General features: G+C 35.0%; 16 protein-coding genes. 13 read left to right on the top strand and 3 right to left on the bottom strand.

Annotation, left to right across the window (positions count from 1 at the left end; all coding sequences use genetic code 11):
• Positions 1 to 11 precede the first annotated feature (11 nt).
• The 7 genes from ERX46_RS02730 to ERX46_RS02760 all read left to right on the top strand — a co-directional run bounded on the left by ERX46_RS02730 (position 12) and on the right by ERX46_RS02760 (position 5,251).
• A complete protein-coding gene (locus tag ERX46_RS02730) occupies positions 12 to 251 on the top strand; it encodes a hypothetical protein (protein ID WP_130092292.1) in 240 nt (79 codons plus the stop codon).
• Positions 252 to 280: 29 nt separating this feature from the next.
• Positions 281 to 538 (top strand): type II toxin-antitoxin system RelE/ParE family toxin, encoded by a 258-nt coding sequence (locus tag ERX46_RS02735; protein WP_165366126.1) that lies wholly within the window; start codon positions 281 to 283, stop codon positions 536 to 538.
• 60 nt (positions 539 to 598) lie between these two features.
• A complete protein-coding gene (locus ERX46_RS02740) occupies positions 599 to 1,372 on the top strand; it encodes an NRDE family protein (RefSeq protein WP_130092294.1) in 774 nt (257 codons plus the stop codon).
• A gap of 438 nt (positions 1,373 to 1,810) precedes the next feature.
• Positions 1,811 to 3,763 (top strand): 1-deoxy-D-xylulose-5-phosphate synthase, encoded by a 1,953-nt coding sequence (gene dxs / locus ERX46_RS02745; protein WP_130092295.1) that lies wholly within the window; start codon positions 1,811 to 1,813, stop codon positions 3,761 to 3,763.
• A 93-nt stretch (positions 3,764 to 3,856) separates the two neighbouring features.
• On the top strand, positions 3,857 to 4,183 hold the full coding sequence (locus ERX46_RS02750) for a hypothetical protein (RefSeq protein ID WP_130092296.1): 327 nt from the start codon (positions 3,857 to 3,859) through the stop codon (positions 4,181 to 4,183).
• Positions 4,184 to 4,234: 51 nt separating this feature from the next.
• Entirely contained in the window at positions 4,235 to 4,651 is a 417-nt protein-coding gene (locus ERX46_RS02755; RefSeq protein ID WP_130092297.1) for a hypothetical protein, read from the top strand.
• A 132-nt stretch (positions 4,652 to 4,783) separates the two neighbouring features.
• The gene (locus tag ERX46_RS02760; protein WP_130092298.1) at positions 4,784 to 5,251 is read left to right on the top strand and encodes a hypothetical protein; all 468 of its coding nucleotides are present in this window, start codon (positions 4,784 to 4,786) and stop codon (positions 5,249 to 5,251) included.
• 803 nt (positions 5,252 to 6,054) lie between these two features.
• Here the strand turns inward: ERX46_RS02760 and ERX46_RS02765 are convergent.
• Positions 6,055 to 7,497, bottom strand: coding sequence for an aldehyde dehydrogenase (locus ERX46_RS02765; protein WP_130092299.1), 1,443 nt, complete (start codon positions 7,495 to 7,497; stop codon positions 6,055 to 6,057).
• Between the two features lie 67 nt (positions 7,498 to 7,564).
• Complete coding sequence (locus ERX46_RS02770; protein WP_130092300.1) at positions 7,565 to 8,578, bottom strand: COX15/CtaA family protein; 1,014 nt, start codon at positions 8,576 to 8,578, stop codon at positions 7,565 to 7,567.
• A gap of 277 nt (positions 8,579 to 8,855) precedes the next feature.
• Between ERX46_RS02770 and ERX46_RS02775 the strand changes: the two genes are divergently transcribed.
• Together ERX46_RS02775 and ERX46_RS02780 are read left to right on the top strand one after the other, a co-directional pair.
• Entirely contained in the window at positions 8,856 to 9,962 is a 1,107-nt protein-coding gene (locus ERX46_RS02775; protein ID WP_130092301.1) for a tetratricopeptide repeat protein, read from the top strand.
• On the top strand, positions 9,959 to 12,064 hold the full coding sequence (locus ERX46_RS02780; protein WP_130092302.1) for an OmpA family protein: 2,106 nt from the start codon (positions 9,959 to 9,961) through the stop codon (positions 12,062 to 12,064). Before ERX46_RS02775 ends, ERX46_RS02780 begins: the two co-directional genes overlap by 4 nt.
• Positions 12,065 to 12,434: 370 nt before the next feature.
• On the opposite strand, the gene ERX46_RS02785 is transcribed toward ERX46_RS02780, so the two are convergent.
• Positions 12,435 to 12,812, bottom strand: a complete 378-nt coding sequence (locus ERX46_RS02785; RefSeq protein WP_130092303.1) for a methionine-R-sulfoxide reductase — start codon at positions 12,810 to 12,812, stop codon at positions 12,435 to 12,437.
• A 157-nt stretch (positions 12,813 to 12,969) separates the two neighbouring features.
• Here ERX46_RS02785 and ERX46_RS02790 point away from each other — a divergent pair, with 157 nt between their 5' ends.
• The 4 genes from ERX46_RS02790 to ERX46_RS02805 are packed head-to-tail and all read left to right on the top strand — an operon-like array spanning position 12,970 to position 19,020.
• Positions 12,970 to 14,118, top strand: coding sequence for a DUF4856 domain-containing protein (locus ERX46_RS02790; protein ID WP_130092304.1), 1,149 nt, complete (start codon positions 12,970 to 12,972; stop codon positions 14,116 to 14,118).
• An 18-nt stretch (positions 14,119 to 14,136) separates the two neighbouring features.
• Positions 14,137 to 15,219: an imelysin family protein gene (locus ERX46_RS02795; protein WP_130092305.1), complete on the top strand. Its 1,083-nt coding sequence runs from the start codon at positions 14,137 to 14,139 to the stop codon at positions 15,217 to 15,219.
• Entirely contained in the window at positions 15,212 to 16,594 is a 1,383-nt protein-coding gene (locus ERX46_RS02800) for an HTTM domain-containing protein (protein ID WP_394345101.1), read from the top strand. Before ERX46_RS02795 ends, ERX46_RS02800 begins: the two co-directional genes overlap by 8 nt.
• Entirely contained in the window at positions 16,591 to 19,020 is a 2,430-nt protein-coding gene (locus ERX46_RS02805) for a TonB-dependent receptor family protein (protein ID WP_130092307.1), read from the top strand. The genes ERX46_RS02800 and ERX46_RS02805 overlap by 4 nt, the downstream gene beginning before the upstream one ends.
• Positions 19,021 to 19,415 lie beyond the last annotated feature (395 nt).

Genomic DNA, 19,415 nt, shown 5'->3' on the forward strand with positions numbered 1-19,415 from the left:
AAAATCTATCAATGATGAATACGAATGAACTTAAAAATAAATTAATTGACCAGATAAAAGCTTCTACAGATAATGTTTTACTGGAGGAGCTTTATAATTATCTTGTTCAAGATAATAGTACGCGAGAAGTATATCAATTGAGCGAAAAGCAAAACCTTGCTATAGAAGAAGCAAGAGCCCAATATAAAAGAGGTGAGTTTTTAACTGACGAACAATCGAATAAGGAAATTGAAGAATGGTTAGGCAAGTAGTCTGGTCAAATAGGGCGAAAGTTGATCGAATGGATATACTTGAATATTGGAAACTTAGAAATGATTCTAATCAGTATAGTTTAAAACTAAATAGTTCATTTAAAAATACAACTAAATTAATCCGGAACTATCCTAGAATTGGCCGACCTACAAATAAAAAGAATGTGAGGATTGTTGTAGTTAAAGATTATCTGATGATTTACGAAATCCTTGATGTTCATATTCTTATAGTAGCATTGTGGGGGAGCAGACAAGACCCAGATGGTTTACAAAGATTTCTTAGATGATATTAAAAATCACCAAACATTTAACTGTTATCTTATTCAATACATTTTAAATTCACAACCATGTGTCTAATCGCATTTGCCTATAAAATTTCTAAAGAATATCCCTTAATTCTTATCGCTAATAGAGATGAGTTTTATGATCGTCCAACGCAAAAAGCACATTATTGGGATGAAGAGATGCAGCCTGAAATTCTTGCAGGAAAAGATTTAAAAGGAGGAGGAACTTGGTTTGGGGTAAGTAAAAACGGAAAATGGGCTGCGGTAACTAATCACAGAGATATTGAAAATATTAAAGAGGATGCACCAACGCGCGGAGATTTAATTCCTAATTTTTTAGCATCTGCTGAAACAGGAGAAGAATATCTTTCGAATTTACGAGAAGAAGCTTCAAAGTATAACGGGTTTAATCTTTTGGTAGGAGATGAAAAAGGACTATTTCATTATTCGAATATTACTGATGAAATTACCGAAATCCAACCAGGAATTCATGGAGTGAGCAATGCTTTGTTAAACACACCTTGGCCGAAGTTGGAAGTAGCCAAAAATGAATTGGAAGATAAAATTCAGAAGAATACAATTGATCAAGAAACTTTGTTTTCCATTCTCAAAAATGAAAAGAAAGCCGTATTGCATCAACTACCTAACACTGGATTAACAAAAGAATTAGAAATGGCGATATCCTCTATTTTTATCGATACAAAAGGATATGGAACCCGCTGTTCTACTTTGCTTTTTATAGATAAAAATGGAGGCGTAAAGTTTGTAGAGCGAACTTATAATGGGGGGGGATTGAAAAATAGAGAAGATGAGTCTTTTAAGTTTCATAGTCTATAAGTAATTGATGTGCTGTGTATTAATGGTTTAGTCCCAGCGAGACGGTATATTAATAGAGATGGACGTAAGTCCATCTTTTAATGATATAATCCACTACAAAACCCGACAAAATCAAAATAATTGCATGCAATTATTTTGATTTTGTCGGGTTTTGTTTTGTCGTTCTTTTTTTTACACCGAGGACTTACGTACTTGGTCATTAACATGTTGTTCCTCTAGGGTTTATAGTTTTGAGTGTATGTTATACAGTTCTTTATTGATTAAAAGTTGAGGTATTCGAATTTCAAATTGATCTTTTACCTCCTTGCATTTCCCCCAAAATATCTTAAATTACACCTTGTTATAAAATTCAAAACAATCTATGAACATTAATTAAGTTTAAAGTGTTTTGTATCTATAATAAGTAAATGTACTTTTGCACCCATACGATTCTAACAAATGGCGAAATATAAACCAGGTCAACTTTTAAAAGACATCAATAATCCGGCAGACTTAAGAAAGTTAACGGAAGAACAATTACCTCAAGTTTCTGAGGAAGTGCGTCAATACATTATTGATGTAGTATCCGAAATTGGTAATTCACACTTTGGCGCAAGTCTAGGAGTTGTTGAATTAACGGTTGCTTTGCATTATGTTTTTGATACACCAACCGATCAATTGGTTTGGGATGTTGGACACCAAGCTTACGGTCACAAGATTTTGACTGGAAGAAGAGATTCTTTCCCTACCAATCGTACGAAAGGTGGAATAAGTGGTTTCCCAAAACGCAGCGAAAGTGAATATGATACTTTTGGTGTAGGACATTCTTCTACTTCAATTTCTGGAGCTTTAGGAATGGCGGTTGCCAATCGTTACAAAGGTTTTCCTGAACGTCACCACATTGCCGTAATTGGTGATGGAGCAATGACAGCAGGTTTAGCATTTGAAGGTTTAAATCATGCTGGATTCGAGAAAGACGCTAACTTATTGGTGGTTTTGAACGATAACTGTATGTCGATTGACCCAAATGTTGGTGCGTTAAGAGATTATTTAACGGACATCACAACTTCTCATACGTACAATAAAGTAAAAGATGAGGTTTGGGCAATGTTGGAGAAAATTTCAAAATTTGGTCCAGATGCTCGTTCAGTTGTCAGTAAAGTTTCAACTGCTTTAAAAGGAAGTTTATTAAAACAAAGTAATCTTTTTGAAGCATTAAATTTCCGTTACTTCGGACCAGTTGATGGTCATGATGTAATAGGATTGGCAAAAATATTAGAAGATTTAAAAGATATTCCTGGCCCTAAGATTTTACATTGTATTACTAAAAAAGGAAAAGGATTCAAATTTTCTGAGGAAGGAAACCCAACTCAATGGCACGCGCCAGGAGTTTTTAATAAGGAAACTGGTGAGATTGTAAAGATTGTTCCAAGTTCTCCTCAACCTCCAAAATACCAAGATGTTTTCGGACATACCATCGTTGAATTAGCAGAGAAAAATGAGAAAATCATGGGAGTAACTCCTGCGATGCCTTCTGGTTCTTCGTTAAATATCATGATGGAAGCAATGCCAGATCGTTCATTCGATGTGGGAATTGCAGAACAACATGCAGTAACTTTTTGTGCAGGATTGGCAACACAAGGTTTAGTTCCATTCTGTAATATCTACTCTTCGTTCATGCAACGTGCCTATGATCAGGTTATTCATGACGTAGCATTGCAAAATTTAAACGTTGTTTTTTGTTTAGATAGAGCTGGATTTGCTGGAGCAGATGGAGCAACACACCACGGAGCATACGATATCGCATATATGCGCAGTATTCCGAACATGATTGTGTCAGCACCAATGAACGAGTCAGAGTTGAGAAACATGATGTTCACAGCGCAGCAAGAAAACATGGGGCCATTCAGCATTCGTTATCCAAGGGGTAAAGGAGTAATGACAGAATGGAAAACTGTGATGAAACCAATGAAAGTTGGAACTGGTCGTAAAGTAACAACTGGAGAAGACATCGCGATTTTATCTATTGGTCATCCAGGAAACTTCGCACAAGATGCCATCAAAGAATTGGAAGGAATGGGCGCTTCGGTTGCTCATTACGACATGCGATTTGTAAAACCATTAGACGAAAGTTTATTGCATGAAATATTTACAAAATTCGATAAAGTAATCACCGTAGAAGATGGTTGTATTATGGGAGGAATGGGAAGTGCAATTCTAGAATTCATGGTAGACCAAGGTTATTCTTCGAAAGTAAAAAGACTTGGAATTCCTGATCAATATGTTCACCACGGAACACAAGAACAACTTTTTGAAGAAGCAGGATACGATGCCAAAGGGATTATTAAAACTGTATTAACGATGTTGCCTGATTTGAAGAGTTCGTTGAGTTCGGAGGAGAAGGTTGGGTAGGCCTTTGGCCGCTTCTGGCTGTAGGCTATATGCTGATCTATATTTAGCTTTTTTTGATGAAATTCTTTCCTTAAATTTTATTTATAGAAAAAAATGATTTTAAAAAAGCAAAGTATTTTTTTGAAAATTATCATCTCAATCTGTTTTATTCTTGGAACCATTAATTTATGGTCATTTTACGACCCTTTTATTGCTTTTGAAATTATTGAAAGCTGGGAAATACTTGACATGATTAATAGAATATTAGGTTTATTTTATGCAATCGCTGTAATAATAACTTTGATTAGAATTTGGAAAAATACCAAGTGTGAAAAAGAAGAAAGGAATATGTGGTTCTTTTTAACGATTCTTTTTCCGCTACTATTTGGAACCATTTATATTTGGAGTAAAGAAAATGAAATTTCAAGTCGATCTATTTAAATGGTTTATTAAGTAATTTGTTACTAATCAAACTAAAGGAAACCAATAAATATGAAAGGGATTTTAGAGAAAAAATCAAAGTTCTTCACCATCTATTTTATAGTTGTTACTGTATTGTATATCCTTGGAATTAGCTTCGTTTCAGGACAGGTTAAAAACTACATTCCAATTTTCTATATGTTTGCTGGATTTGTGTTTTTTGCAATCAATTTTTCAATTGAATTAAATCACTTTAGTGTTTTACTTAAGAAAGTAGATCCATTGCTTTATAACGCCTATTCAATTAGTTTTGGTCCCTTTAAAGGTAGAAGATTGAACAATTTAATCATTTTCAATGTTTCCAAAGAAATTAAAAATATAGGGAATACGGAGCTTATTCAACGTCATAAATTACTTCTAAAATTAGTGAAGGTTATTGTGCTCTCCTTTATCTCGATGCCAATAATATTGGTGCTGTTTTTTTATTAAGGATAAAAAATGCTAATCATTTTAGTATTTAATCTGTTTCCAAAATTCACTTCAAAATCGTTTATTGAATGACCCTAAGCACTCATTTTTTCCATACCTTTAATCCGTAAAACTATAAACAACTAATATCTCATGAAAATAATATTGATATTCAGCATTCTATTCCTTTCTTTTGCTTCATTTTCTCAAAAGCAAAAAGTCAAAGTTAAAAATGACATCGTTACTCTTGATGGAAGTCCTTTGTTTAAGATAGTTTCAAGTAATTATCCTGATGGATATACTTTTTATAGTCTTGATGATGATAAATTAGCCGTTTTTAATTCTCAATTTTACAATGATCCCAAGCAAGTAACAGCAGGCAGTCCAGAAGGTAGAGTAGGTTATTTTGAGATAACATTTTTCAATGAGGATTTGGATAAATGTGAAATCCGAATTGTGGGCTTTAAAAAGCAACTAGCACAACACATTATCTCAGCGGGACTAATAGTTGATGGTGAATTAGATGAAACAGCTGTTAAACAGTTCTGTGTTATCAATGGCTCGAAGTTTTCAGAAGATCGCAAGAATAGCGGTACGACTATCATTATTAATAATAACTAAAAATCGTTGTTCTGTAACAGGTTTCTTCTTTATCCAAAACGGAACTTATTAAGATGTTGATTTAAATGATTTTACTTATGACTTAGATTCACTTTAATACCATATTCTGACTAAACGTTAAAACAACCTTATTTTTAATGTATAAATTGCTCTTTTATGTAGTAATTTACTTTTCGATTTTAACACCATAGATTGAAAGCAGAGAAACATCCACTACAAGTGTAAATCTACGAAATCCGCGCTAATCTGCGGAAGAAAAAATAGAGTGAGAAAGAGAATGAGAGCGGAGAAAAACCATTCCACCAACCAATCATCACCAAACCAAAAAACTACGAAATCCGCGCTAATCTGGGGAAGAAAAAATAGAGTGAGAAAGAGAGTGAGAGCGGAGAAAAACCATTCCACCAACCAATCATCACCAAACCAAAAAAAAATCTACGAAATCCGCGCTAATCTGTGGAAGAAAAAATAGAGTGAGAAAGAGAATGAGAGCGGAGAAAAACCATTCCACCCAACCATCACCAAACCAAAAAAAGTCTACGAAATCCGCGCTAATCTGCGGGAGAACAAATAGAGTGAGAAAGAGAATGAGAGCGGAGAAAAACCATTCCACCAACCAACCAACCAACCATCACCAAACCAAACCAAAAAAAAAAGTCTACGAAATCCGCGCTAATCTGCGGGAGAACAAATAGAGTGAGAAAGAGAATGAGAGCGGAGAAAAACCATTCCACCCAACCATCACCCAACCAAAAAAAAATCTGCGAAATCTGCGAAAATCTGCGGGAGAAACACCAAGCCAATCAATACTTCACAAAGACATTCTTAGCCTCCGTAAAAAACTTCATCGCTTCCCAGCCACCTTCACGTCCAACACCAGAAGACTTCACTCCACCAAACGGCGTACGTAAATCCCTTACCAACCAAGCATTAATCCACACAATTCCAGCATCAATTTCATTCGCCAAGTTATGTGCACGTTTCAAATTATTCGTCCAAATCGTAGCAGACAAACCATATTCCGTAGAATTTGCCATCATTAGCACTTCTTCTTCAGTTTCGAAAGGAGTAAGAGTAACCACAGGACCAAAAATCTCTTCTTGATTCGTTCTGCAATCGAATTTCAATCCTTCGATAATTGTTGGCGCTAAATAAAATCCTTGATCATAAGGTGCATCTAGTTTTACTTGGTGTCCACCCGCTAGGATTGTTCCACCTTCTTCTTTTGCCAATTCTACATAACTCAAAACTTTCTCCATGTGTGATTTTGAAACCACAGCTCCCAATTGTGCTTTTGGATCAGTCGGATATGAAACTTTAGATTTCTTAATCTTCTCTACAAATTCCTTTTTGAAACGTTCATAAATTCCTTTCTGAACGAATATTCTTGAACCACACAAACATATCTGACCTTGATTAGCAAAGCTTGAACGAATTGTCGTGCTCATCATTTCATCGAAATCACAATCATCGAAAATAATGTTTGGATTCTTTCCACCTAATTCTAAAGAAAGCTTTTTAAACATCGGAGCAGCAATCGTAGCAATCGTTTTTCCAGTTGTTGTTCCACCAGTAAAAGAAATTGCTTTAGTTAACTTATGTCGAACAATTGCATCTCCTGCAGTATGTCCAAATCCGTGAACTATATTTAAAACTCCTTTTGGGAAGTCGATATCTTCCATTACTTTACACAATAAATAAGCAGTATAAGGAGTAATTTCAGAAGGTTTTGCAACGACACAATTTCCAGTTGCCATTGCTGGTGCAATCTTCCATGAGAATAAGTACAAAGGTAAATTCCATGGAGAAATACATCCCACAACTCCTAATGGTTTGCGTAAAGTATAATTAATTCCAACGCCGACCATTTCATGAGATTCAGAAGCGAAATGTTGAATTCCAGTAGCGAAAAACTTAAAATTTGAAATGGCACGCGGAATATCAACATGTTCCGCCAGCTTAATTGGCTTTCCATTGTCACGACTTTCTGCTTCAACGAATTCAGTCATTCTAGCTGCTATTCCATTAGATAATTTCATCATCCAATCTCCACGGTCTTCAATACTTAATCCAGACCATCCAGGAAATGCCGCTTGTGCTGCTGAAACTGCTTCTTCAACATCTTCCGCTTGAGAATCTGGTATTAAAGAATACGCAATTCCTTTTGCTGGCTCAATATTGTCGAAGTATTTTCCTGCTTTTGGAGCAACAAACTTTCCATTGATGTAATTTTGAATTTTTTCCATGTTGAAATATCTTAATCGTGTCTTGTAAAATTAAAAACTTTTGGCAATCTGATTGAATGTCTCTTAATTAAGCGATTTCTTTCGTTTTCAATCTGAAAGTTGCCATCATCAATATTCCAAACAATATACAAGCAAATAATAAGTGCGCTGTTTGAACTAATCCAGGGACATTGAAGTGATTCAATATTACTCCACTTAATAATTCAATCGCCAACATCGCAAATATCCAATGAATGATTCTTAAATCTTTTCGTTTTCTTGAAATCCAGAACATCACTGCAATTAATCCTAAAACTAACCAAGAGGAACTTCTGTGAATAAAGAAAATTATCCCGAGATTCTCAGCCCAACCTTCTCTTCCAATTCCTGCTTTTGTAAGGTGATCAATTTCTTCTCTTACTTGTGTTCCTAAAAACATTTGTGCGAAAACCACAACGAAAATAAAGAAGACTAAAGCATAAAATGATTTGCTGACTTTAATGTTCTTTTGTTGTGATGGTGCGACTATTCGAATGATATAAATTTGTAATCCAATGATGACTAATGCGAAGAAGAGGTGAACTGTTATTGTCCAAGGAACTAAATTCGTTGCGACTACTATTGATCCAAACCATGCTTGAAATAAGAGGAAAACAAGGTTGATTGATGAAAGTACGATTAGTTTTCTTTTTCGATATTTTAAGATTATCCACAGAAAGACCAATAAAACTCCATTTCCAGCCATGAAACCAAACAAACGATTGGCGTATTCTGTCCAAGTTTTTCGGGCATTAAAATCTTCCTCTAATAGAATTGATTTGTCGTTACGGATTCTTTCAGCAGTTTCTTCCATTCCAACAGCCTCAAGCATATTGCTGAATTTGGCAACTTTCTTTATGCGTTTCTCACTAAAAACTTCCTTGTAATCTTCAGGTAAAGCTGACTTTTCTGTTGGAGGAATCCATTGTCCGAAACATTTTGGCCAGTCTGGACATCCCATTCCACTTCCGGTTATTCTTACGAAACTTCCAGCAATGACTACCAAAAATATAAAAACTAAAGTTATCCAATTGACGCGAACAAACCACTTTCCGTATTTCATTATCACCTATTTATTGTTTGAAAAAGCGTGAAAAAATCACTGCTCATTACTACTCAACAAAAATACTATACAAACTATTAAAAAGACTGAAAAGAGAATGTTTTTATTCTAATTTGAATTTATACGACGTTAAAAATTCATGTTTGTCAGAGGGGAGTTTTTTTGTTTTTCTAGTTCAAATATATGAATACGAAATTGTACACCTAAAATACTTGAATGAAAAATATTCGATGTTAAATGAAATTGGTTATTTTTAATCTTTAAAAACAAAACTATTATGAAAATTCTACAGACATGGATGTTACTTTTTTGCTGTAGCTTCTTTTGGTTAACTTCTTATAGTCAAGAGGATAGTCTAAAAGTTATCGTTGCAAATAATGTAGAAACTGATTCTACTGGTATTGATCCAGAAGCTCAGGAAGCCTACAATGAAGGAACAACAGCTTTTGAGAACAAGGATTATAGCAAAGCGGCAACCGATTTCAAAAGAGCAATTGAAATTTCACCAGATTTCATTAAAGCACATTCTAACTTAGCGTACACTTATCTTGCTGATAATAAGTTAGATTTAGCCACAAAACAGTTTCTACACATTTCTTCCATTGATGAAACAGCGCACCTGCCGTTTTTTGAATTAGGTACATTGGCTGAATTAAATGACAGTATAGAACTAGCTATTTCCTATTATTCTAAGGCAATTGAACGCATGACGAATGAAAAGACGTACTACTATCAGCGCGGAATTCAATATTTTAAATTACAACAATTCGAGAATGCAATTACTGACTTTTCTAAGGTTATTTCAATTGATAATAAATTTGCTGATGTGCATAATGACAGAGGAAGCGCTTATAAATTGAGTGGAAATATGACTAATGCCATTGCAGACTATAATAAAGCTGCAGACTTAGATAAGAAATCGGGACTGGCTTACAATAATCTAGGGAGTTTATACCGGGAACAAAAAGAATATGACCGTGCAATTACAGCTTATGATAAAGCAATATTAATTGATCAAAATAATTTCTTAGCATGGAACAATAGAGGTTTTGCAAAATTCGAAAAAGGAAATTATAAAGAAGCCCTTACTGATTTCAAAAAAGTGATTCTATTAAAACCAGATTATGCAATTGCTTACAATAACATTGCTGGAGTTTATATGGAAATGGAAGATTACCAAAATGTAATTGTTTCTTCAACCAAAGCAATTGAAAAAGACAATGATTTTGGAGCAGCTTATTATAACCGAGCGATTGGCAATGAAATGTTGCGCAATGAAGTGGCAGCTTGTCATGATTGGAATAAAGCAGCAGATTTAGGAATAAGAATAGCAGAAGAGTATTACACCACCAATAGTTGTGGGAATTTAATCGAAGGAAAATGAAGACAATAATTCTAATCTTAATTTTATCCGTTTTTAGTATTTCTTTAATTGCACAAGAAGTCACTTTTGATAAAAAGAACTTTAAAGACAACAAGAAAGAATTCAAGGAAGCAGAAAGTCAAATGGAAACTGCAGATGAATTGATGTTGCCACAACCATTTCCGCGTTACAGTCAAGCATTAGGATATTATTTAGAAGCCCAAGCTTTCAATCCGAAAAGTGCACATGTGAATTATCAGATTGGAATGTGTTATTTGAATGCGCCACAAAAGTTTAAAGCGCTAGAATATTTTCAAAATGCATTTGCGTTAAATGCGGATCTAAATGCTGATATTCATTACTTCTTAGGAAGAGGCTATCATTTGAAAATGGAATGGGACAAAGCAATTACCCATTATGAATTGCATAAAAGTCGAATTGATTCTAAAAAAGAGTTGGAGGCATTAATGGATGTTAACAAGAGGATTTTTGAATGTCAATCAGGTAAAGAACTTGTTAAAACCCCAGTTAGGGTTTGGATTGATAACATGGGCAAAGAGATAAATTCTGAATATCCTGAATACGGAATGGTTTTGACCGCAAATGCCTCTGAGATTTTCTTTACCAGTCGCAGACCAAATACAACAGGTGGTTTTAGAGATGAATTTATTGATGCCTATTTTGAAGATGTATATTCTTCTAATAGCTTTACTAAAAAAGGTTGGACATCAGCTGTGAACATTGGAAGCCCAATTAATACAGAACGGCATGACGCAGCAGTTGCAATGAATCCAGATGGAAGTAAAATGATTGTTTATATCGATGATAAAGGGGATGGTAATTTGTACGAAAGTGTTCGGAAAGGTAATCTTTGGAGTAAACCAAAAAAGTTTGATAACGCTATTTGTAGTCCTTACCATGAAGCATCGGCTTGGTATTCTCCTGACGGGAAGCAATTGTACTTTGTTAGCGAGCGACCTTTAGAGAAAAGGGGAGATCCAAAAGACAGAGATATTTATATCGCATCTTGGAATGAGGAGAAAGAAGAGTGGGGAAATGTTGAACGTTTGCCTGAGACCATCAACTCTATTTATAACGAAGATGGAATTTTTGTTCATCCAGATGGAAAAACTATTTACTTTTCTTCAAAAGGACATAACTCAATGGGAGGATATGACGTGTTTAAAGTGGTGAAACAGGAAGATGGAACATGGACAAAACCTGAAAACTTAGGCTATCCAATAAATACTCCAGATGATGATGTGTTCTTTGTTGTTGCGGCAAATGGACGTGACGCTTATATGACCTCTTTCCGTGAGGATGGATTTGGCGATAAAGATTTATACAAAGTTACCTTGTTGGGAGCGAAGAAAAATCCGATTTTAAGCGGAGAAGACATGCTTTTGGCGAATGCTACTGTTGCAATTCGAGCGGTTCAAATAGAGCCGAAAATTGAGGTTTCTGGAAGTCAATTAATGATTCTGAAAGGAATTGTTAGAGATGATGAAACGAAAAAACCTCTACTGGCAAGTATTGAATTGGTAGACAACGAAACCAATCAAGTGATTGCTGAATTTACATCAGACAGTGAATCTGGACGTTATTTAGTTTCTTTGCCGGGTGGAAAAAACTATGGTATTGCAGTGAAAGCGAAAGATTATTTGTTCCATTCAGAGAATTTTGATGTGAAGCAAGATGCAAGCTACAAAGAAGTTGAAATCAAGATCGACCTGAAAAAGGTGGATGTTGGAAAGTCAATTGTATTGAAAAACATTTTCTTTGACTTGAGTAAGTTCTCTTTGAGAAATGAATCAGAAATTGAATTGAATAGGTTGACACAATTGTTAAATGAGAATCCAAGTTTGAGGATAGAAATCAGTGGACATACAGATTCGCGCGGTTCTGCAGCATTTAATAAAGAGTTGTCTAAAAACCGAGCAAAAGCAGTTGTCGACTATTTAATCAATAAAGGAATTCAAAAGGATCGTTTAGTTTTTGCAGGTTATGGAATGGAAAAACCAATTAAAACGGATGCGGAAATAGCTAAAATGAGTCGTAAAACTGATAAAGAAGCAGCGCATCAACAAAATAGAAGAACCGAATTTAAGGTTTTGTCTAAGTAGGGAGACTTCGCTGATATCGTGCCTTCGACTACGCTTAGGTACCGATATCAAAGAAGTGATTGAGGTTGAGGAAAATAAAGGAGACGTAAAGGTCTTAGAATTAAGTTTTTTTCTCCCTGTCTTTTCTTAAATGATATCCCGTTGACTGAGTGCAGTCGAAGGCAATGGTTTCAAAAAGTACCTCGTTGATTGAGCATTCTAAGATAAAACCTAATTATTTCAATGTTATTATCATTCTTTTCAAAACGTTTTTTCATTTACCCACATTGCCTTCGACAGGCTCAGTCAACGAAGAGTAATCCGTTGACTGAGCCTGTCGAAGGTAACGCATCCAATCGGAATCCCTTCAAAAAAGAAATCTTCTTCTTCTCTATTCTCTAATTAAAAAATTCATTGAAACAGAATTAACACAATGACGCGTATTCTTCTCCGTCAACCTTTCTCCTTCAAAAACGTGACCCAAATGTCCTTTGCAATTCGCACAAACTATTTCAATTCTTCTTCCATCTGCGTCGGTAACACGTTCAATAGCTCCTTCGATTTCATCATCAAAAGAAGGCCATCCACACATAGAATCAAATTTTGATTCAGAAGTGTAAAGTGGAGCATCACATTGTTTACATGTATAAACACCATTTGCATTTTCATCTAGCAATGTCCCTGTAAATGGACGCTCTGTTCCTTTATTTATAATAACGTGTTCTTCTTCTTGGGTTAATTTGTTGAAATTTTGATTCTTTTCTGACATATCTTTATTTTTTATAAAACGTTTTGGCTCTTCAAATTGTTCATTACAAAGGTACCAAATTGTTTTCTATTTAAAATGATTCTAAATACCACATTTAAGGTATTGTCAATTCTTTGAAGCCTGTGTAATTTTGCCAAACATAAAATAAAACATAGAGATGATTAAAAAGATATTTGTTTTTACTGCAGCTGCAACGATGTTGATTGCGTGTAAAAAAGAAGGTTGTACAGATGAGCTGGCAACAAATTATAATACAGAAGCGAAGAAAGATGACGGTTCTTGTAAATACACAACTCCCGAAGAAGGAAGTTACACTGTTCCAACATCTTATTCATTTACAGATGCGAATGGTAATTCAACTGTAAGTTATGGAGGTCAAATTGATCGTTTGTCTCAATTAGAGGAAATGGTTGTGGTGATGAAGTCTGGAACTGGAGCAATGGTTTCAGAACAAACTTTGTTAGATATGTATGCTAACACCGGTGATAATGGAGCTGGAAACTTCTCTTTTTCTTCTTCAAAACAATTAGAAGATAAAACTTTTTCAAATGATGTTCAATTGTTTAAAAGCTGGATGGCTGATTTATCTGCAGCAAGTAATGATTTTGCTGAAACAGCTGCTAGTGGTCAAGCTGGAGTTTTAACTTCAGGAACAAGTAATTATTTATTTGATGCTAATGGATATGAGCCAGTTCAATTAATTGAAAAAGGTTTAATGGGAGCTGTTTTCATGAATCAAGCGGTTAACGGATATTTTGCAGATGCTAAAATGAATGTTGATAATACTAACGCTGTAGATGCAGCAAATGGAAAATTCTATACTACAATGGAACATCATTTTGATGAAGCTTTCGGTTATTTCGGAGTTGCAACAGATTTTCCATCTAGTATTCCAAGTAATTTCTGGGGAAAATATTGTGATAAACGTGATGCTGATTTGAATTCAAATTCTATCATGATGAATAACTTCTTGAAAGGTCGTGCGGCTATTTCAAATGATGATATGGCGACACGTAATGCAGCAATCAAACAGATTCGTTTAATGTGGGAAACAATTTCTGCAAAACAAGCGGTTTACTATTTGAATTCTGCAAAAGCGCAATTGGGTTCTGATAACGCTAAAGCATTTCACGCACTTTCTGAAGCTTATGCTTTTGCTTGGAATCTTCGTTATGCTCCATTGGAAACGAGAAGAATGTCACAAATGGATCATACAATTTTGATGAATATGTTCCCTGCAAATATGTGGGATATTTCGGTTGCAGATATCAATGCAATTGTTACGACTATCGACGGTAATTTTTAAAAAATAAAATAGAGAGATATGTTAAAAGGATTGATAGGATTTGTTTTAATACTGAGCTTTGGACTTCTTTTTTCTTGTAAAGATAAGAAGGACAAAGATGCAGATATTACTGACTTTAATAAAGGGGAGATGCTGGAAAATGTTTCAGCAAATATAATTCTGCCTTCATTATTTAAGTTTGAGACTGAAGTTTCGGATTTGAAATCAAGCTTTGTTACTTTTAAAAGTGACCCGACAAATGCAAACTTGAATGAAGTTAAAATGCATTGGAAAGCGAGTTACTTGACATGGCAAACATTGAAGATTTTTGATTTTGGTCCTATTCGTAATATCGGTTTCAAAAGTGCTACCGGAACATATCCTGTCGATCCTGCAAAAGTTGAGTCGAATATCAATTCTGGAGCTTACAATCTAGCAGCTGCTTCTAATTTAGATGCAATTGGATTGAATGCTTTAGATTACTTACTCTACAATTCAAATGCATTAACTGAATTTCAAAATAACGCTGCTTATGCAGATTATACTGAGGAAGTAATTCGAAAAATTTATAATGAAACCCAAGCAGTTGTTAATGGTTGGACAGCGTATAAAGCAGAATTCGATGCATCAACAGGGACTTCTTCAACTTCTGCGTTCTCTGAATTAGTAAATGAATTCAATAGAGATTACGAATTGGCGAAGACAGCGAAAATTGGAATTCCAATTGGGAAAGCAAATCTAGGTTTGTCAAATCCAGAATATGTGGAAGCACGTTACAGCGGAATTTCTTTCGAATTATTAGTTGAAAGTATCAAAGCGCTAAAAGCAACTTACAACGGAAAAGGACTCATAAAAGGTTCTAACGGACTTGGATTTAGCGATTATTTATTGAATTTAGAAAAGTCAAATTTAGACAATACGATTAACGATAAATTTGATGTTATTCAATCCAATGCAGAAGGTTTTACAATGACTTTAGAAGAGGCAATCAACGATCCAGGGATGCAGAATCAATTGGATGAATTGTATTTGCATCTTCAACAACAAGTCGTTAATATCAAAACAGATATGACAGCAGCGTTTGGAGTATTGATTACTTATCAGGACAACGACGGTGATTAGAACGATAACTCAAGGCTTTAAGGCTGGTTTTTTTAAGCAAACGGCTATAGCTCCATTAATTATGTTTCGCATAATTTTTGGGGCTATGCTGCTTTTTAGCAGTGTGCGGTTTATAATGAAAGGTTGGGTGGAAACACAGTACATTGAACCGCAATTTTTCTTTGGTTATTTAGGTTTTGAATGGATAAAACCATTGCAAGGAAATTTGATGTACATCCCATTTGTACTCATGGCAATCGCAGCTTTGTTTATCATGTTGGGATTTTTCTATCGCATCAGTACTTTCGTCTTTTTTGTATGTTTTACCTATATCGAGTTAATCGACAAATCGAATTATTTAAACCATTATTACTTCTTAAGTTTAATGAGTTTTTTGATGATGTTGGTCCCAGCACATCGTGACTTTTCAATAGATGCAAAGCTTTTTCCTTCCATTAGAAGAAAAGAAACCGCAGCTTGGCACATTGGCATTTTAAAATTTCAATTGGCTGTCGTTTATATTTTTGCTGGATTAGCAAAGATCAATGCAGATTGGCTTTTTGAAGCACAACCGCTAAGAACTTGGTTACAGGCGCACCATAATATTCCTTATGTTGGAGGGATTTTGAAGGCAGAAATCACAGCTTATTTCTTTAGTTGGATGGGTTGTCTTTATGATTTATTTATCGTGTTTTTCTTGTTGAACAAAAGAACCCGACCTTTGGCATATTTAGCCGTTATTTTCTTTCATATCGTAACTTGGTTGCTTTTCCCAATAGGCGTTTTTCCTTGGGTAATGATTTTCTCAACTACAATTTTCTTTAGTGCTCAGTTTCATCAACAGCTTTTAAATGGTCTTAAAAGAGTGTTTAAATGGTCAGAGAATATTCCAGAAACGATTAAAAATATGCCAACTCCAAATCCTTTTGTGAAATATGGAATCATCTTATATATTACTTTTCAGATCTTAGTTCCTATTCGTTTTTTGGCTTATCCTGGCCATTTATTTTGGAATGAAGAAGGTTTTAGATTTTCTTGGAGAGTGATGTTAATGCACAAAGAAGGTCACGCTACTTTTTATGTAACGGATAAGGCATCAGGACGAACAATTGAAGTGAACAATACCGATTATTTGACTATTCGACAAGAGGATCAAATGATGACGCAACCTGATATGATTTTGCAATTCGCTAAAATGTTGAAAAAAGAATATGACGGAAAAACATTTTCAAACAAGGAACAATCGATAACTTTGCACGATCCTGCTGTACATGCGGAAGTTTTTGTTGCATTGAATGGAAGAAATTCTCAGTTATTTATTGATAAAAAGCATGATTTAACAGCGTTGCCTTACAATTTGAAACACCGTGATTGGATAGAACCTTTTGAAAAATGAAAATAATATTTTTTATCATATCATTTTTAATCGTGTCCATAGTTTATGGTCAGGAGAATTACCGTGGAATAATCGCCGATCAACAAAACGATGAATTGCCTGGCGTAAAGATTCAGAATCTTAACAATAAGAAACTTTCGCGAACATCAATTGATGGCGTTTTTACAATTCAAGCAGCTGTAAATGATACCATTGAATTCACTTTTTCATTTTATGATACATTAAGAGTTATAGCAGGAAAAGAGATTCAATTGAACGGATCTAATCGATTGACAATGCGTTATGAAACTCAAGAAATGGGCGAAGTAATGATTATCAAGAAACGAATGGCTGATTTTAATGTTGGATTTATGCCACCCATTAAAGGAGTTCGTTTAAATACTGGAACGAATTCAATTATAGAATTAGAAAATTTAAGTGGAGCGAAATCAACAGGAAATGCACGAGAAATGTATGCGAAAGTTCCCGGATTGAATATTTGGGAAAACGATGGAGCAGGAATTCAAATTGGAATTGGAGGAAGAGGATTAAGTCCAAAAAGAACTGCGAATTTCAACACACGTCAAAACGGATATGACATCAGCGCAGATGCTTTGGGATATCCTGAAAGTTATTACACACCACCAATTGAAGCATTAAAAAGCATTGAAATCATTCGTGGTTCAGCTGCTTTACAATTCGGAACTCAGTTTGGTGGATTGTTGAATTTTGAAATTTTAGAACCAGTAAAACATACGCCATTCGAATTTACAACACGAAATACAGTTGGAGGATATGGATATTTCAGTACGTTTAATCGTATTTCTGGAACGCATAAAAGAATGTTTTATCAAGCTTATCACCAATACAAAAGGGGAGACGGATACAGAGACAATAGTCAGTTTTATCAGCACCAAGCATTCGCACAAATTGGTTATTATTTGAATGAGAATTGGACGGTTAGTGCAGAATTTACCCACATGAATTATGTCACGAAACAAGCTGGAGGATTAACCGATTTAGGATTTGCAGAAGATCCACGTCAAAGTATCAGAGATAGAAATTGGTTTGCTGTAGATTGGAATTTATTGGCGGTAAAATCAACTTACGAGATCAATAAATCGATTACGTTAGATATACGTGCTTTTGGAATGATGTCAAACCGAAGAACAATTGGATTCTTGGGGAAAATTACCCAAACGGATTTAGGAGGAAACAGAGAAATGATTTATTCTGATTTCATGAACGGTGGAGTAGAAGCGCGTTTCATGAAAAAGTACAGTTGGTTTAAAAATGAAGAAGGAAATACCGCCAAAGTAAAAGGAGCCTTATTGATTGGAGCAAGAGTTTATCAAGGAGAAACGCAAACCAGACAAGGAACCGCAGCAGATGGTGACGATGCTAATTTTATGTTTATTCATCCTGATGATGTAGAAGGTTCTTCCTTCGTTTATCCATCAATTAACCAAGCTTTCTTCGCCGAAAATATGTTTTTTGTTGGAGAAAAATGGAGATTTAATTTAGGGATGCGTTTGGAAAATATCTCCACAAGTTCGGAAGGTTTTTACAAACAATATGTCGTTCACCCTTTGAATTTCGACACGCTAATGGTTAATCGAGTAAATGATTCCAATACGGTTGCGAGAACTGTTCCATTATTTGGAGCGGGAGTTTCTTACAAAGCAGGAAAGAATTCAAGTTTATATACGAACATCACACAAAATTATAGAGCGATAAACTTCACCGATATTCGCGTAACAAACCCAAACGTAGTGGTCGACCCAAACATGAAAGATGAATATGGGTTTACTTCAGAATTAGGATTCCGTGGTTTATTGAAAGACATTATGATCTATGATTTATCGGCGTTCTATATTTTCTACGGAGACAAAATTGGACTGGCGCCAAAGCCGAAAACGGTTAAGAAGGAAAGAACAAATATTGGTGATGCACAAAATTATGGATTAGAAGCTTTTGCTGAAATCGATTGGTTGAAATTAGGTTCTAAGAGAAGAAATTGGTCACTGAATACTTTCGTGAATGCTTCATACATCAACGCCAATTACATCACCTCAAAAGAACCAAATTACATTGGTAATAAGGTAGAATATGTGAGCACTTTCATGGTGAAATCAGGAATAAGTTCAACGTTTAAAAGTTGGACATTAAAAATCCAAGGAAGTTTTAACTCACCACAATTTTCTGATGCCTCCAATGCCATTGAGCCTTCAGGTGACGCTGTAATTGGAGAAGTTCCTGCGTATTACGTTTTTGATTTCAGTGGAAGTTATAAATTCAAAAAGTATTTTCAAGTTGAGTTTGGAGTTAATAATTTTACGAATGCAAGTTACTTTACGAGGAGGGCGACAGGTTATCCTGGTCCTGGGATTTTGCCTTCGGATGGGGTGAGTGGGTATGTTACTTTGCAGTTTAAATTTGCTAAATAAAATTAATTACGAATTACGAATTATCAATTACGAATTCCTTGTAAATTCGAGAGTGTTTTATTATTCAATGAAGAATTTTGTATCGAGAACAAGAACGTTTCATATTGGAATCAGCACTTCCTCTCTCTTCACTCCTCTCTCTACTCTGATTTAGCGCCCTGTATCTGCCTGCGTTTCCAATCTGTTTTCTGTTGAAGCTACGCTGTGAGACACCCAAAAAGGAGCTTCCAAGGTCGCTCTTTTCGAGTGAACAGCTGAGCACAACAGTTCAACAGGATTCCCACCTTCCTCAGGGTCGAAAGAAACATTAGCGTTGAAATTGGCATTTAGGTAATACTTAATTGAAAGGAATTAAAAGTTTGGATGGTGCGGTGTTGAATAGGAATTTTTAGTTA

The sequence above is a fragment of the Brumimicrobium glaciale genome (assembly GCF_004152935.1).
Taxonomy (GTDB): domain Bacteria; phylum Bacteroidota; class Bacteroidia; order Flavobacteriales_D; family Crocinitomicaceae; genus Brumimicrobium; species Brumimicrobium glaciale.